Origin of the sequence: Streptomyces sp. ISL-98, assembly GCF_018614055.1 — a bacterium.
GTDB classification, from domain to species: Bacteria; Actinomycetota; Actinomycetes; order Streptomycetales; family Streptomycetaceae; genus Streptomyces; species Streptomyces spiramyceticus.
In genome coordinates this window covers 1-12,131 of the sequence record NZ_JAGGPB010000110.1, presented here as the reverse complement: position 1 = coordinate 12,131, position 12,131 = coordinate 1, and the positions used below count along the sequence as shown (strand labels likewise).

Genomic DNA, 12,131 nt, shown 5'->3' with positions numbered 1-12,131 from the left:
AACAAAATCACGAGACACTAGTACCCGGCTCGCGAGACGTGCCGAGCGTGGCAGCGGGCATCTGATGCGAAGGAGCGAGCCGAAGGCTGTTCAAGGAACGGTGAAGGAGTCCAACCCCGAGAAGGGCTTCGGATTCATCACACCCGACAACGGAGGGGCAGACATCTTCGTGCACTACAGCGAGATCCAGGCTGAGGGCTACCGAACCCCGGAAGAGAACCAGAGGGTCGAATTCGAGGTCGGACAAGGGCAAAAAGGGCCGCAGGCTCAGACGGTAAGGCCGCTATGACGCACAGCCAAGAGGCCCCCTGGAGAAATCCAGGGGGCCTCTTGTGTTGCCCGTGCGGCGGCGAGGTACGGCAGTCGGGCGGCACGAATGGCCGTCCGGAGATGCCCGGCCGACCCAGTCCACTTAGCGTCGCCGTGCGGGCGCCAGGAAGACGGCGCCGCACCGAGCCGATTGTGAGGGACCTCCATGGCAGTCGTGATGACCCTTGTCTGGCCCGAGATCACCCCGGAGTTGTACGACGCGGCCCGCGACAGGGTGCGCTGGGAAGAAGAGCCTCCGAACGGATTGGTGCTGCACACGGCTTGGTTCGCCGCCGACGGCTTTCACGTGCTTGACATCTGGGAGTCGGAGGATCTCTTCCCCGCGTTCGCCGCCGCCAGGCTCGCACCCGTGCTCAAGGGGGAGCTGGGTGTGAAGAATGACCCCCAGACGGAGTTCTTCCCTCTCCACAGGCGCTTCGTCGTCCCAGGTGTCAGCGGTGGTGCCTGACGTCCGGGCCGAGTGATCCAGCGCCCGTCAATCGCTGTAGCGCCTGGCCGACGCCGCATTCCTGTGCGAGGCGGCGCAGGGCCAGCAGCGCGGGTTCCAGCAACACGGTCAGCAACAGGGCTCGTTCGGCCTGCTCCAGGGGGTCGGTGGTGTCGGCCAGTTGGTCGAGATCGAGGGTGGCGACAACAGCGCCGTCGGCGATTGAGGGCGTCGGGCGTGACGTGGCGACGGTCGCACGGGTTCTTCGAGTGTGACCAAGAACTGGGCCCGTGCGGCCTTGTCTCATCCTGTCTTCACCGGCGTCTCCCGTGCATATCTCGGCCTCTTGATCGAGGAGCTGGCCGTGCCTTGGTCGGTTCGCCAGGAGTCCGCGCTGCTTGAGCGGCGTGGCGGAGCGCGCCGCCGGGCGTCCGGAGCCGGTCCCAGGCGCGAGCTGGTGTTCACCGACCGAGTGCTGGTCACCCTCGTTCACCTCCGCACCCAGCTGCCTCATGCCGCTCTCGCGGAGCTGTACGGGGTGGGCCGCTCCACCATCACCGAGGCCATCGGTGAGATCCGTCCGCTGCTCGCCGAGCGCGGCTGTGCTATCCCCGACCGGCCCGGACTGCGGCTGCGCACCCTGGCGGACGTCTTCGCGTACGCCGAAGCCGAGGGCGTCACCTTGCGGATTGGCGGCACCGAGACCCAGGTCCGCCGCCCGGCCGCACACCGGCTCGGGCGGCGGGCGTTCGTGTCCGGCAAGCGCAAGCAGAACACCATCAAGACCACCACGATCAGCGACGCCAGGGCCGCACCCTATTCTCCGGCGCCGACCGGCCCGGCCGCATGCACGACCAGACCGCGATGCGCACCGAGGGCATCGCCGAGCAGTTCCGCCTCCATTCCAACGTGAAGGCCGAGGTCGACGAGGGGTACCGGGGCCTGGCCGATGAGTTCGCTGCACGGAACCTGAGCCAGAACCCAAACTTGCAGAGCTAAGCGGTCGTGTCGAAGTGCGGTGTGTGACCGCGTCCCAACGGGGCGCAGGGCGCGCGACCAGCCCCACTGGCCCGCGGATCCGCCATTCGCTTCCCACGGAGCGCTCAGCCTGCTGGTGTGCACACCGCGTTCGAAAACCCGAATGCGTCGGCTCGTACGGTTCTGGGACCATGCCCGAATGCCCCACCCTCTCGAACCCCTGGTCATCCGGCACACCCACCGCCTCCCCGCCCCCTCCGGACCTTCCGGGCAAGGCGGCGTCGCAGCACGGCAGTTCGACGCCGCGCTGATGTCCGTGGGCTTCAAGCTCTCGGCGGAGCTGCTTGCGCACCTGTCGGGCCTGTCCGAGCAGACGGTCGTCGACACCGCCACGCGCGCACTGGACACCGTCCGCGAGATGGTCGGCGACCATGTCCAGCACAACGTCTACTTCGTGGACTTCCCGGCCAACGTGCCGGACACGTTCGATTTCTGGATGCGGTGCATCATCGAGGCGCTCGCCGACGACACGTCGCGCGGCGGCACGCTCGCCCAGCTCCGCGCCGGTGTGGTCGACCTGCTGACCCTCCCGTCGTACGGGAACTACCAGCACACGTATGCCGAGATGCTCGGCGCTCACGACGAGCTGATCGCTGCCGCGGGCGACCGCCTGACGGTCCTGCACCTTGGCGGCGCCCCGGGCGACGAGGTCACCGCCCTGTACCTGGGCCTCGCTGGCAGCACCACCCCGCTGGGCGACGAGGGCCTGCTCGACCTGGCGACACTCGCCGGGCACTGCGTGGACGGCCCCCAGCCTGAGGCGATCCCGGTCCGGGAAAACCGTGCCGTCGTCAACCGCGCCCGCCTCGGCGCCGGCGCGGACCTCCTCCTGGACACCGTCACCGACGTGCTGCGGCTGGCCTGCGCGCTGTCGGACGGCGACGTGACCCTCCTGGAGCCGACACGGTTCCGGTCGCTGTCCCGACCGGTCCGCCGCGCCCTGCTCGCGGGCCTCGACTCTGTTGTCACGGCAGCCCCCGCCAAGGTCGCCGACGTCGCCGCGCACCGCGAGGCGTTCAAGCGCCTGGGCGAGCGCCTGCACCCGCACGAGTACCCGCGCTGGCCGCACGCCGCCGACGTGTTCGCTGTGGCCCGGGGCGAGAAGGAGGCCCGGAACTTCGACAGCCACTTCGAGGAACTGCTCGGCACGGGCGACGTCACCGGGGCGGTGCGGCTGCTGATGGCCGCCCCGGGCAAGCTGTTCCGCTCCTTGGACCGCATGCTGCGCGCGTGCGTCACCCAGGACGAGCGCGACGCGGTGGTGGTCGCCGCCGAGCGGGTCGCCCCGCAGGTCTCCGGCCGGGTCCTGCTGTCGGTGCTCGAGCACTTCCGTAACCGCGGCAAGGAAAGCGCGGAAGCCGGCGAGCGCCGCGTCTTCGTCAATCGCCTCGGCCGCGCCTGGGTCGCCGCCGACACCCGCCCGCCGATGCCCGCACCCGAGCGCGATCGCCTGGTCGCCGCCCTGGACGCAGAGACGCGCCGCCGCCTGCCGGACCCAGGGCACCTGCTGATCGACCCGGACGTCCTCGACGTCGCGCTCCCACTCAGCGGCAAGGCGACGGCGGCCGGCCTCGGCGTGCTGCCCCGCGGTTCGGTCTCCCCGGTCGACGGCGAGCTGCTGCGGTTCTTCGTCCACTGGAAGCAAACGAGTCGCAACACCGACTACGACCTGTCGGCGCTGATGCTGGACGCCTCGTACCAGACCCTCGCCTGGCTGTCGTACACCGCCCTCACCGAGGTCGAAGGCGAGCACTCCGGCGACATCACCGACGCACCCGAGGGGGCCTCGGAGTTCATCAACCTGCGCCTGGGCGCCGTGCGCGGCACCTTCGTCGTCCCGCAGGTCAACATCTACTCGGGCGAGGGCTTCGACGAGGTTGAGGAGTCGTTCTTCGGCTTCATGCTGCGCGACGCCGAGCAGCGGGGCCGCCCTTTCGAGCCTCGCACCGTGCGCATGAAGTCGGAGCTGCGCGGCCCGGGCAGGGTCGCGCTGCCGCTGGCGTTCGTACGCGGGGACGACGGCCGCTGGCACGCGAAGTGGCTGCACCTGTCCCTCAAGGGCAGCCCGAACTCCAACCGGGTCGAGGGAAACCGGGTGTCGGTCGCAACACTGCTGCGCGGCATCATCGAGCGCGACCAGCTCACGGTCCGGTACCTCACCAACCTGATGGCCGACCGCGCCACGGCCACCACGCTGTGGGACGGGACGACGATCCCGGACAGCCCGGTCACCTACATCGGCCTGGAACGCCCGGACGGACTGCACCCGGATTCCCTGATCGTCACCCCGGAAAATCTGCGCGACCTGATCCCCGGCTGACTGCTACCGTTGGCCCCGGCGAGGCCATGAACGGACTTCCTTCTCATTCCTCTCTGAAACTAGTCCGTTCGCTTTCCTCGCCCTCGACGTCACGCCGGGGTGCCCAAATGGCACCCCGGCGTCGTCGTCTCCCAGGTCCTCGCAAAGCTGTGCGCCCCGCCGGCACCGACGGCAAGCCGCCCCGCGCGTCGACCCGGTACGAGCGAGCCCGGGTGGCCAGCCTCACCCTGCAGAACGCGATCCGCGCCGCACCCGCCGCCGCGATCGCTTCGGCCGCCGCGCAAACCGATGACCACAACCACGACCAGGCGGCGGCCGCGCCGCACGCTGTCGAACACCAAGGCCGGGATGCCGCCCTCACTCCGGCGCAGCGGGCCGCCGCTGTCCACGCCCACCAGCAGGCCGCGATGCCGGAGCAGCTGGAGGGCCGGACGACGGACCCCGCGACGTGGGTGCGCACACCGAAGAACCTGGCCCGGCTCTCCGCCTTCACCCGGAAGGCCAACGCCCGCCGCCGCGCCATCGCCGACCGGGAGGAGCCGGAGCAGACGGCCGTCGACGCAGCCGGTCCCGCCAGCCAGCAGCAGCACAGGCCCCAGCCTGATCAGGGCAGGGGAGCGGCTCGCGATCGCTGATGGGTGCCAACCGGCCAGCGCGTGGCCGATCTCAGCCTTCACCCGCACGTCCCGTCGACATGGACTGAGAATCAGGGGCGTTGACACCCGGCACGGGAGGAACCTTGACCGACCTGCACGAATCCCTGGAACCGCTCGGCAGCTGCCCGGACGAACTGCCCCCGCCCCGGCAGCGCGGTGACGTCAACCTGGTGGGCCTGCTCAGCGTCGCCGACGACCTCGCCAGCAGCCTGTCGGCGCTGAAGATCCGGGTGCAGCCCTACGACCCGAAGACCTCGATGGTCAGCCCCGAGAAGGCGCGCGAGAACCTGGAGAAGGAAGTCGACCGCCTCCTGGGCAAAGCCGTCTACCTCCAGCGCCACGCCCACGCCGCCATGCTCGGGCGGTGCGTGCTGGGCGCGGACTCCAAGGAGGACTGCTCCACCGAGGGTGCCCGGCTCCAGCTCAACGTCTGGGACGACAGCACCCGCCGGGACATCGTCGAAGACGGCACCACGGGCTGCGTCGCCCACATCGTCGAAGCCGCCCGCCGGACCATGACCGACCCCGACAGCCGCGAGATCCTGCTCGCCTTCGACCGGGACGACGAAGGCGAGGTCGTCGCCCGCCAGCTCGGCCTGAACGCGGCCGATACCGAACAGCTCCTGCACCGCGGCCTCGCCCTGCGCCCGGAACACCGCGCCGCCTGACCATCACCGGTCCACGCGGCCACGTCTGGGCCGCCAGGTTCACCCTGCATCGGAGCGCCACGGTGACCTATCAGTCCCGCGACCTGAACCTGACCGATCCGACGAAGGGCTATCTGCACTTCGTCGTCTACACCGAGCCACGGCTGAGCATCGCCTCCAAATCACTGAATGCCGACGTGTCCATCGAGGCCCGGACGCCTCATGTACAGGAGTGGCTGGGCAGACTGGTGCGCTGCGAGCCCAACGCGCTGCACTGCACGCTCGTGGAGCCGAAGAAGATCCCGGCCCTCTTCCACCCGTGTGTGGAGAAGGACAAGAACAGCCCCTCGGCCATCTCCGGCTCGGGCTGCGTCTGCCGCCGGACCTTCTACGACCCCGAGTTCGGCCTGCCCGTCGTGGGCGAGCACTTCAAGCACGTGGGCGACGGGGGCACGGATCAGTGGACCTACTAGACGTACACCCCGCTTGGTCTGCGCCCTGACGACACCTTCAGCCGCTTCATCGTCAGCCGGGGCCTGTTCTGGGTCCGGACAGAGAAGGGGCTCCTGTCGATCCTGCCGCAGCAGCACGCCCTCGGCTACAACATCGGCTACAGCGGCGGCGGCCCGCACGCCGGCCGCCTACCTCTCTCAGGTGGCCGACACCGACGGGGAGAACACGGCCGCCGGCACCCCGTACGAGAAGGCGCACCCGGCCATCCTGGCCTGGACGCAGAGCAGAGCGGCGGATCGTGGCAAAAGCGAGTTGACGCTGCACGACCTCCAGACGATGCAGCGGGGCTGACCGGGGTCCGTCCGGCGGGACGGTAGACGAAGTCGCCGGGCCGGCTGCCGGGACGCGGCCAACGTGCACGCCCCCGAACTGACAGGGAGCGGCGAGGGTGCGGGGACAGCCCCACCGAAGCGCGGAGGCCCCCGCATGGTTGATCCGATCCCGCCGCACCTCTCGCCGGAGCGACTGGGCGGCTCCAGCAGCTCACCGACGCGGTCCGACTGCGAGCGGCGCTGTACCCGTCCCCGAAGCCGCCGCCGACCCGGCGCCGCTCACGGCAGTACCCTGGTGGCCGGCCGAACGCGTGGCGGTCCGTGCGCCACCGCACGCGCCGCCAGGGATGAGTACGGCGCACCGGTGCGCGCACCGACCAGAGCGCTCGGATCTCGGAGCTCGAGCTCTAGGGACTGGCCGGCCCCGGTCAGCGATGGGGCCCATAGCCGATCTGCAGCAGCGGTGGCTCCGAGCGCGTGCGCGGCATGCCGATATACGGGCAGCGGACGGCGTTCCAGTCCTGATCCGCCCACCCCCGCAACCAGGGACTCAGCCGGGCGTTGTCGATCCTGAGCTTTCCGTCCGGCAGGAGCTGCCCGACGGTGTTGGAAGGATCGGTAAGCGCCACCGTGCACTTCCCGATCCTGCCGTCCGCGCGAATGACCAGCGAGTTCGGGCGCGAGGCGTAGCAGACCTCCGCTCCCATGGCATTGCGTGCGGTGGACGCCCCGGCGCTCAGCACGGCTTCGAGTTCCGCCATGACATCCGTACGTGCTTCCTTCGACAGCACGTCCATGGTCGCGTCGTTGGGGCCCCCCATTCGCTCCACGGGCTTGAGGCTGACGGAGAAGCGGTCGTCGTCGAGGAACGTGTCACGCACCTCGGCGAGGAAGTCCGGCATGGAGGGCAGATTCGCCGGAGTGAGATGGCTCCGCAGGATCACACCGATCGGAAGCGTGCTGTCCCGGATGGCCAGCAGGTTCTGCCAGATCTGCCGGAACGAGCTGCCTCCGTTGGCCCTCACACGGGTCGTGTCGTGCACGGCTTCCGGGCCGTCCAGAGAGATCTGGTAGGACCGGATCCCCAGCTCGGCGAGCCGCTCCGCCACCGGAACGCCGAGAAGGTAGCCGTTCGTCGTCATGTCACTCATGTACTGCAGGTCCGGGGCATCGGCCGCCGCTGCGACGATGTGGGCCGAGATCTCTTCCACAACGGCCCGGGCCATCAGCGGTTCGCCCCCGAACCACGAGACGTTCAGGCGCTCCAGTCCGGCCATCCGGCGGTCGAGCAGCCGCTTGATCCCTTGAACCGTCGTCGGCTGCATGTGTCCGACGGTGAAGTCCTCATAGCAATACGTGCAACGGAAGTTGCACTGCTCCGTGGGGAGCACGATCAGATGGAGAGCACGATCGGTCAGCGCCGCGCCCAGCTCCTCTTGAAAACCCATACGGACACCCCGAACGTGTGTGGCTCACCATGAGTGGGTCGGCTGCGGGTGGAGCGCCCGCAGCCGTGGGCGGAACTACATCGGGGGACTCCCGCAGCCCGCGACGAGGTTGGGGCAGACATTGATCACGGACCGGGCGAGAGGGTCCATGCCGTTCCCCTGGATGTCCCTCAGGTGCGCCGCGAGCTCCGGGGACTGGATGACGACGCGGCCCTCCTCATCCACCTGAACATCGGCTGTCGACCTGGACTGGGATGTGCTCACAGCGACTCTCCTCTTGGTAGGGGGACAGGTTCATCGCCTTCACCGCCACCGTCGTACAGGCGCGCGGCGCCCGCTACCGCAGTCGTCCGAACGAGCGGGGGCGATGGAGCGGGCCGGGGTCGGGGTGGGCCAGTGCTGTGAGCTGAACGTGGTGGGGCCGCCCGCCTGCGAGTTTTTGCGTGCCCGTGCCGCCTGTCTAGGGCAAGTCGCTTCGCGATGGCCGTTCCGGCCACCCTCGCAGCCGCCTGAAGACCGGCCCGCTGCCGTTTCCGTTTCGGAACGGCGACCATCGGCGCCCAGCCGAACGGAGGTGGGATCACTACCGTCCTTCACGCCCTCGTGACCTGCGGAAAGAGGATGTGACACAGCTTCTCAGCTTGACTCTGTCGGGGATCTTGGAGTTGCCGAGGTCAGGTGCCCAGGGTGCGCCAGGACTTCGGCCGGGGGACCTCGTGCTGATCGAGGTAGGTCTGGAAAGCGGTCGGTCGGCGTTGCCGGGGTGCTTCCTCGATCGGCGAGAGACCGCTGAGGCGCTCGATGTTGATGGCGATGGCGGTCAGGACGTGCTGGAGGTGGACCTTGCCCTGTCCTCGGTAGCGGCAGCGGCGCATCCCGTGGCCGTGGGCGAACTCGTTGACCGTTCCCTCCACTCCGGAGCGGACCGCGTAGCGGGTCTTCCACTCGGGTGTCTGTTGCTCGGCACGGACACGGAGTTGCAGGTCGCGGAGTTCTCGCGGGGGAAAGCCGACGGTGCGGGTGCTTTTGCGGGAGGTGGTGCACTGGGTGCGGGCCGGGCAGGGGTGGCACTGGCTCTTGGTGAACCTGGCCACGATCAGCGGGGCCGCGGTGGGCGAGGAGGTCGGGTAGGGGCCGTGCCAGCCATGGCTGACCTGGCCCTGGGGGCAGGTGACCTGTTGACGGTCGTAGTCGATGTGGAAGTCGTCCCGGCCATAGCCCTCGCCCCGGCGGTGCTGGCGGGTGGGGTTGGCCCGTAGCGGCCCGGAGACGGTGACCTGGTGTTCGCGGGTGGCTTGTTCCAGGTGGGGCAGGGAGGTGTAGCCGCTGTCGACCAGGTGCTCGGCGGGCAGCAGGCCGCGGCGGTGCAGGCGGGTGTGGATGCCGGGCAGAACCTTGCTGTCGTGGGTGGTGGACGAGGTGGTGGCCACGTCCGTGATCACGTTGGGGCCGTCAGGAGCACACGTCTCCGTCAGATGGGCGGAGAACCCCTTCCAGCTGATGATGTGCCCGTGACGGGCATAGCGGGCCGAGGTGTCGTAGGGGGAGACGATTGCCCGGGACGAGGGCGGCAGCCCGGGTCCGTCTTCGGTCTCAGCGGTGCGCCAGCGCAGGTGTCCTGCGGCGTCGCGGTGATAGCTCTGCACCATGATCTGGCGCAGGGCCTGGACGCGGGAGCCGGACGCACGGTCTGCTCCGTGCCGGTAGAGGTGTTCCAGGAGCCGGACGGCGTCGTTGCCGGTGTCAAGGATCCTGGTCTTGGGCTTGGTGGGGTTCTTGCCCAGGTGGACAGGACGGCCGTAACGGCGCCCCCAGTCCTCGTCGACCAACTCGTCCAGCAGGTGCGGGGTGGTGCCGGCGACTTCCTCCAGCGCGGCACGTACCGCCTCGGTGACCATCTCCAGCCGGGTCAGGTCGCGGACCGCGGCCAGGACATGGGTGGAGTCGGTGCGCTGCGTGGTGCGCTCGCGCACCAGGCCGGCCTCCTTGAGGCGGGCCAGCGCGAGGTCAAGGAGGCGGTCCGCGCGGTCGCCCTCGGTGAGACGTTCACGGAAGTCGGCCGGCACGCTGTGGTGGAAGCCGGGATCGTCCAGCTCCATGGCCATCGCGTACTTGAAGTCGATGCGGCAGCGCACCGCCTCGGCGGCCTGCCGGTCCGACAGGCCGAGCACGAACTGCAGCACACAAACGGTGGCCAGCTGGGCGGGCGAGAGACCCGGACGCCCGTCACGCGGATACCAGTCGGCGAAGTCCTCGTCACGCCACAGCCCGTCCAGGCGGTCTCTCACCCACATCGCCGCCGTACCGCCCGGGTTCCTCGCCCGCGCGATCTGCGCGGTCAGAGGCGGGACTTGCTCACCGGAACGAGGACGGAGCGACAACGGACACCTCGACAACTGCATGGGCTCTCGGAACACCCCGAGCATGCCCACCGATCACGCCGACGCACTGGGAAACTCCAAGATCCCCGACAGAGTCAAGCTCAGCTTGTTCTTTATGGTCTGACCTGGTCACGTTCGGCGATGGTCTCGGGCCGTCTGACCGTTTTGCCCACGTCGTAGCGGGTGGCGGGGTGCCGGTTCTTCGAGCCGAGGGGTCTGCCGGGGCCGGGCCGATTGGGTTTCGGTGCACTGGCCGGACAGGCAGAGGCTGTCGCACAACTTCCGCTTGGCGATGGTCAAGAGCGAGTTTCGGCTGTGTGACTGAGGAGCTTGTTGAGGTTGTGGACTGTGCCGAGAAGCTTGATCTCGGTGTTCACTCTGGCGGTGCTCCGATAGTTAAGGTGACGTCCGAATCTCTGGAATAACTGGGCGAAGCCTGGCTCCACCAGGGCGCCACGCCGCTTGTAGAGAGTCCGGCCCGCGAGGGTGTCAAGCCGCTCCGCCATCTCGCGCTGGCCTGCGGGAATGGCACCCTTGTCCTGCGGAGCGGGGCCGCTGTCTGGTCCTTCCCGGGCCACCGCCACGAGCAGGGGCAGGCCGGCGAGTGCTTCGAAGTTGGCGGCGGAGGCGTATCCGCAGTCGGCGAGCCATGCCTGGACCTCGTTCGTGATCCCGGCCGCGGTGCAGTTGCGCTGGGTCTGCGTGACCACGGGGATGAGGGCCGTCATATCGGAAGGGCTGTCCTGAAGTTCAATCGCAAGCAGTAACTGGTTGCGTGCACAGGCGAGTTGCAGGTTGTAGCCCTGCACGTAGCCTCCGCGTTTGCTGAGCATCAACCGCGAGTCGGGATCACTCAGGCAGGCGCGGGACTCCGGCGAGGGGACCGGCCGGGGGTTGCGGGCTCGCTCCAGCCAGGCCCGCGCCTTGTCCAGCCGAGCCCGCTGCCGGACGAGGACGGTCTTGTGCTCCATCGAGACCGGCGGGCGGCCGTTCGCCCCGCGGTGGCCGGCCGCCAGGTCTGCCTCCGCCCGGGCTTCGTACTTCCTCAGCTTCTCCTGGTGAGCCGTGCTCTCCGCGGCCAGACGCTCCTCCGCCCGGGCCACCATCCGCTCTGCCGCTTCAACCTTGATCCTTATCTCGTTGGGTGAGGGCAGGGCTCGGTCATACACCTTGTCCCGGGCCGACCGGGCTCGGGTGAGCCGGTCGCACAGGCGGGACAAATGAGGCCAGTCATCGGACTCGGTGTCGCTCTCGGTCCCCTCGAAGTCGTCGGCCTCCACGGTTCGCGCATGCTCGAGCGCATCCTCCATCAGCGCGCCGATCTTGTCTTCGCACTGGAAGATGATCGCCTCAAGGCGATGCAGGCGCTGGTTGGAGTCACGGGAAGCGTTCGCGTCCATCGGTGAGCCGTCCACGGCCACCGCCGAGAGATCCACCAGACCGCGCTGGCCGCACAGCGCGAGCACCTGCACGAACAACGACTCCAGGGCAGCATGGTGGCGTCGGACGAACCGCGCGATGGTGGAGTGATCCACTCTGCGGTTCGCGGTGATGACCCGGCAGCCCACATCATCCCAACAGGCTTGCTCGACACGACGGGTGGAGCGCACTCCCTTGCTGTAGCAGTACAGGATCAGCGCGACCAGGTTCGCCGGAGGGTAGGCCACCCCTCCCTGCCCGTCTGCGCGATAGCTGCTCTCGAACGCTGAAAGATCGAGTTCTCCGACGACGTCCAGCACCTTCCAGCACAGGTGCTCGGGAGGCAGCCATTCCCGTACATCTCGCGGCATCTCAAGGTCACGGTCGCACAACAGGAAGTTCCGCCCCACGAGCCAAGATTCCGATGCGTGCGCGACAGCCGGAACCGAACAACGAATCGCTCTTGACCATCGCCAAGCGGAAGTTGTGCGACAGCCTCGGCAAGTTCGGGCGGAGGTTCCTGAACCCCCGGCGGACGCGGGCGGGGGTGAGCCGGCCGGGCTCGGCCGGCCTCTCCCAAGGGCGGCGGAGATCCGCGGCCAGCGGCCGGGCGAGGCGGAGTTGGGTGTGGGCGGCGACGACCCAATGCCGCGAAGTTAGGGCCTGCGGAGAAACAAGTC

General features: G+C 68.9%; 12 protein-coding genes and 3 pseudogenes. 8 read left to right on the top strand and 7 right to left on the bottom strand.

The window, feature by feature from the left end:
• Positions 1–64: 64 nt before the first annotated feature.
• Both J7I98_RS39860 and J7I98_RS39855 read left to right on the top strand, forming a co-directional pair.
• Positions 65–289, top strand: coding sequence for a cold-shock protein (locus J7I98_RS39860; protein WP_214929949.1), 225 nt, complete (start codon positions 65–67; stop codon positions 287–289).
• Positions 290–475: 186 nt separating this feature from the next.
• Complete coding sequence (locus J7I98_RS39855) at positions 476–778, top strand: hypothetical protein (protein ID WP_214929947.1); 303 nt, start codon at positions 476–478, stop codon at positions 776–778.
• Here J7I98_RS39855 and J7I98_RS42065 read toward each other — a convergent pair.
• Positions 762–1,064: a hypothetical protein gene (locus tag J7I98_RS42065; protein WP_285438151.1), complete on the bottom strand. Its 303-nt coding sequence runs from the start codon at positions 1,062–1,064 to the stop codon at positions 762–764. The genes J7I98_RS39855 and J7I98_RS42065 overlap by 17 nt on opposite strands.
• Between J7I98_RS42065 and J7I98_RS39845 the strand changes: the two are divergent.
• From J7I98_RS39845 to J7I98_RS42050, 6 genes and pseudogenes are all read left to right on the top strand, one after another.
• Positions 1,029–1,705: pseudogene (locus J7I98_RS39845) on the top strand (transposase family protein); the annotation flags it as partial. The gene J7I98_RS42065 and the pseudogene J7I98_RS39845 sit on opposite strands and share 36 nt — an antisense overlap.
• A gap of 229 nt (positions 1,706–1,934) precedes the next feature.
• Positions 1,935–4,115 (top strand): hypothetical protein, encoded by a 2,181-nt coding sequence (locus tag J7I98_RS39840; protein WP_214929945.1) that lies wholly within the window; start codon positions 1,935–1,937, stop codon positions 4,113–4,115.
• A 149-nt stretch (positions 4,116–4,264) separates the two neighbouring features.
• A complete protein-coding gene (locus J7I98_RS42060; RefSeq protein WP_251021894.1) occupies positions 4,265–4,750 on the top strand; it encodes a hypothetical protein in 486 nt (161 codons plus the stop codon).
• Positions 4,751–4,854: 104 nt separating this feature from the next.
• Positions 4,855–5,439 (top strand): hypothetical protein, encoded by a 585-nt coding sequence (locus tag J7I98_RS39830; RefSeq protein ID WP_214929944.1) that lies wholly within the window; start codon positions 4,855–4,857, stop codon positions 5,437–5,439.
• Between the two features lie 62 nt (positions 5,440–5,501).
• The gene (locus tag J7I98_RS42055; RefSeq protein WP_251021893.1) at positions 5,502–5,891 is read left to right on the top strand and encodes a hypothetical protein; all 390 of its coding nucleotides are present in this window, start codon (positions 5,502–5,504) and stop codon (positions 5,889–5,891) included.
• Positions 5,892–6,072: 181 nt separating this feature from the next.
• Positions 6,073–6,222, top strand: coding sequence for a hypothetical protein (locus J7I98_RS42050; protein WP_251021892.1), 150 nt, complete (start codon positions 6,073–6,075; stop codon positions 6,220–6,222).
• Positions 6,223–6,631: 409 nt separating this feature from the next.
• On the opposite strand, the gene J7I98_RS39820 is transcribed toward J7I98_RS42050, so the two are convergent.
• The 6 genes and pseudogenes from J7I98_RS39820 to J7I98_RS42465 all read right to left on the bottom strand — a co-directional run.
• Complete coding sequence (locus J7I98_RS39820) at positions 6,632–7,651, bottom strand: radical SAM protein (RefSeq protein ID WP_214929943.1); 1,020 nt, start codon at positions 7,649–7,651, stop codon at positions 6,632–6,634.
• A 75-nt stretch (positions 7,652–7,726) separates the two neighbouring features.
• Complete coding sequence (locus J7I98_RS39815; protein WP_214929942.1) at positions 7,727–7,915, bottom strand: hypothetical protein; 189 nt, start codon at positions 7,913–7,915, stop codon at positions 7,727–7,729.
• Between the two features lie 410 nt (positions 7,916–8,325).
• A complete protein-coding gene (locus J7I98_RS39810; protein ID WP_251021891.1) occupies positions 8,326–10,032 on the bottom strand; it encodes an IS1182 family transposase in 1,707 nt (568 codons plus the stop codon).
• A 113-nt stretch (positions 10,033–10,145) separates the two neighbouring features.
• A pseudogene (locus J7I98_RS42045) lies at positions 10,146–10,292 on the bottom strand (transposase); the annotation flags it as partial.
• A 36-nt stretch (positions 10,293–10,328) separates the two neighbouring features.
• On the bottom strand, positions 10,329–11,861 hold the full coding sequence (locus J7I98_RS39805) for a transposase (protein WP_214929940.1): 1,533 nt from the start codon (positions 11,859–11,861) through the stop codon (positions 10,329–10,331).
• Positions 11,862–11,952: 91 nt separating this feature from the next.
• A pseudogene (locus tag J7I98_RS42465) lies at positions 11,953–12,131 on the bottom strand (transposase); the annotation flags it as partial.

What these genes read in the sequence shown, in the direction of transcription:
- J7I98_RS39860 (WP_214929949.1), top strand. Translation starts at nt 65, where the DNA reads ATGCGAAGGAGCGAGCCGAAGGCTGTTCAAGGAACGGTGAAGGAGTCC.
- J7I98_RS39855 (WP_214929947.1), top strand. Translation starts at nt 476, where the DNA reads ATGGCAGTCGTGATGACCCTTGTCTGGCCCGAGATCACCCCGGAGTTG.
- J7I98_RS42065 (WP_285438151.1), bottom strand. Translation starts at nt 1,064, where the DNA reads ATGAGACAAGGCCGCACGGGCCCAGTTCTTGGTCACACTCGAAGAACC.
- J7I98_RS39840 (WP_214929945.1), top strand. Translation starts at nt 1,935, where the DNA reads ATGCCCCACCCTCTCGAACCCCTGGTCATCCGGCACACCCACCGCCTC.
- J7I98_RS39820 (WP_214929943.1), bottom strand. Translation starts at nt 7,651, where the DNA reads ATGGGTTTTCAAGAGGAGCTGGGCGCGGCGCTGACCGATCGTGCTCTC.